This window comes from Streptomyces hydrogenans, assembly GCF_014656075.1.
GTDB lineage: Bacteria > Actinomycetota > Actinomycetes > Streptomycetales > Streptomycetaceae > Streptomyces > Streptomyces hydrogenans.
Window position 1 is genome coordinate 1 of record NZ_BNBS01000270.1, and the last position, 2,630, is coordinate 2,630.

General features: G+C 78.2%; 2 protein-coding genes. One reads left to right on the top strand and one right to left on the bottom strand.

The genetic code is table 11. The features are described from left to right. A partial coding sequence (locus tag IE321_RS41280; RefSeq protein WP_190226753.1) for an ROK family transcriptional regulator occupies nt 1–910 on the bottom strand: 910 nt, incomplete at its 3' end. A gap of 212 nt (nt 911–1,122) precedes the next feature. On the opposite strand from IE321_RS41280, the gene IE321_RS41285 reads away from it, so the two are divergent. Further along, complete coding sequence (locus IE321_RS41285; RefSeq protein ID WP_190226754.1) at nt 1,123–2,568, top strand: carboxylesterase/lipase family protein; 1,446 nt, start codon at nt 1,123–1,125, stop codon at nt 2,566–2,568. Nucleotides 2,569–2,630 lie beyond the last annotated feature (62 nt).

Consider the following 2,630-nt stretch of genomic DNA (forward strand, 5'->3'; position numbering starts at 1 on the left):
GGCCGAGCGCGGCGACGGCGGCCTCGGTGCCCCGGTCGGCGCGCAGCCCGCCGAGGCCGGCCGCGTCGGTGAGCGCCTCGGGGCCGAGGTAGAGCGCGAGGCAGCCGCGCCCGCCGCAGGGGCAGGGCGGCCCGTCGAAGGCGACCGGCATGTGGCCGGGTTCGCCCGCGACGCCGTGGCCGCCGGCCTCGATCCGGCCGTCGACGACGAGCCCGCCGCCGACGCCGACGTCGGCCTTGAGGTACGCGAGGGAGCGCGGCGGCGCCCCGCGCAGGACGGTGAGCGCGCGGTACTCGGCGAGGGCGGCGAGGTTGGCGTCGTTGGCGAGGGTCACCGGCCCGGCGGCCTCCCCGAGCCGGTCGCGGAGCAGGGCGCCGAGGTCCACGGGGCCCGGCCAGCCGAAGTCGGTGGAGAACACCCGGCCACCGGCGGTGACGGGTCCGGGCACGGCGAGGAAGGTCCCGGCGAGATGGGCTCCGGGGTGCGCGTCCCGGGCCGCGTCGGCGGTCTCCCGTACGGCGGCGGCCAGCGCGTCCGCGAGGGCGCCGGGATCGCCGTCCGGGGTGCTGTGGGCGACGTCGGAGCGGTGGCCGAGCCGTCCGGCGAGGTCGGCGACGGCGAGGTGGAGCCGTTCGCGGGTGACCCGGACCGCCACGGACACCACCCGGTCCGGCACGGTCTCCAGGTGCCGGCGGGGCCGCCCGCGACCGCCGCCGGGGACGAGGCCGGCCTCCCGGACGAGGCCCCGGCCCACGAGGTCGGCCGTGAGGGCGGTGAGGGAGCCGTGGGCCAGCCCGGTGGCGGCGGCGGCCTCGCCGCGCGAGCAGGGGCCGTGGTCGGAGAGGTGCCGGAGCACGCGGGCGAGGTTGTGCCGGCGCACGTCGGCGGGGGTCTCGGGGGCGGTACGCACCCCAGGATTCTGCCCGAGGGCGGGTGCGGGCGTCAGCGGCCCGGGGCGCCGGGGCGCCGGGCGGGATCCGGACGCTAGGGTGGTGACTCGTGTCAGTGACTCGCGTCACCTTCTTTATTTCAGCCCTTGACGCAAATAAGCCGGGCGCCGGACGCTGACGCTGTCACCCACCGGCCGCCGCACCGGCCCGCGCACCTCAGGAGCCGCCTCCGATGACCTCCACCGGCCCCCTCGTCACCACCACCCGCGGTCCCGTCCGCGGCGAGCGCCGCGCCGACGGCAGCTCCCGCTTCCTCGGCATCCCGTACGCCGAGCCGCCCGTCGGCGACCTGCGCTTCGCCGCCCCCGAGCCGCCCGAGCCGTGGACCGAGCCGCTCGACGCCACCGCCTACGGCCCCACCGCCCAGCGCCGCCCCTTCGCCGAGGTCACCACCATCCCCGAGCCCAGCGTCCCGGGCGCCGGCGTCCTCAACCTGAACGTCTTCACCCCGGACACCGCCCCCGCCGAGGGCCTCCCGGTCCTCGTCTGGATCCACGGCGGCGGCTACGTCGCGGGCTCCGCCGCCAGCCCCTGGTACGACGGCGCCGCCTTCAACCGCGACGGGGTCGTCCTCGTCTCCCTCGGCTACCGGCTCGGCATCGAGGGCTTCCTGCACCTGGAGGACGCCCCCGACAACCGTGGCGTCCGCGACTGGATCGCCGCCCTGGAATGGGTCCGCGACAACATCGCCTCCTTCGGCGGCGACCCCGCCAAGGTCACCGTCGCGGGCCAGTCCGCCGGCGGCGGCGCCGTCCTCACCCTGCTGTCCGTGCCCTCCGCCCGGGGCCTCTTCCGCGGCGCGCTCGCCGTCTCCGGCGCCCTGCTGCGCCCCGACGGCCCCGAGGCCGCCCGCGCCGCCTCCCGCCTGCTCACCGCCCGCACCGGTCTCCCCGCCACCGCCGCGGCCCTGCGCGACCTGGGCGACGACGAGATCCTGGCCCTCCAGGACCGGCTCGCCGAGGACGGACCCGACCGCGAGGGGCTGCCCCCCATGCTGGCCCTCGCCCCCTTCGCGGACGGCGAGCTCATCCCCGTACCGCCCGCCGAGGCGCTGACCACCGGCGACGCGGGCGCCGACGTCCCGCTGATGCTGGGCTTCACCGCCGACGAGTTCTCCATGATCCCCGGCCCCGAGGGCGTGCCGCTGCCGGTCCTCCTCGGCGCGTTCGGCCTCGACCCGGCGCGCGCGGGCGAGTTCACCGCCGCCTACCCCGCCGCCCCCGAGGGGGCCCTCTTCGGGCAGGCGCTCACCGACGTCATGTTCCGGGCGCCGAACCTCGCCGTCGCGGACGCCCGCGCCGCCCGCGAACGCCCCACCTGGCTCTACGAGTTCGCCTGGCGCTCACCGCTCCTCGGCCTCGCCCCGCACTGCCTGGACCTGCCCTTCGCCTTCGACCTCCTCGACGCGGAGGGCGTCCCCGATGTCGCCGGCGCCACCCCGCCGCAGGCCCTCGCCGACGCCGTCCACCGCGCCTGGGTCGCCTTCGTCAAGGACCAGGACCCCGGCGCCTCCTGGCCCCGCTACGCCGCCGGCACCCGCGCCACCCGGGTCTGGGACACCGAGAGCCGTGTCGAGGGCGACCCGGTCGCCCACGTCCGCGACCTCTGGCTGAACTGACCGTCCCCCACCGGCGGATCCGGGCACGGCGGCGCCCAGGACGGGATCTCCCCGTCCCGGGC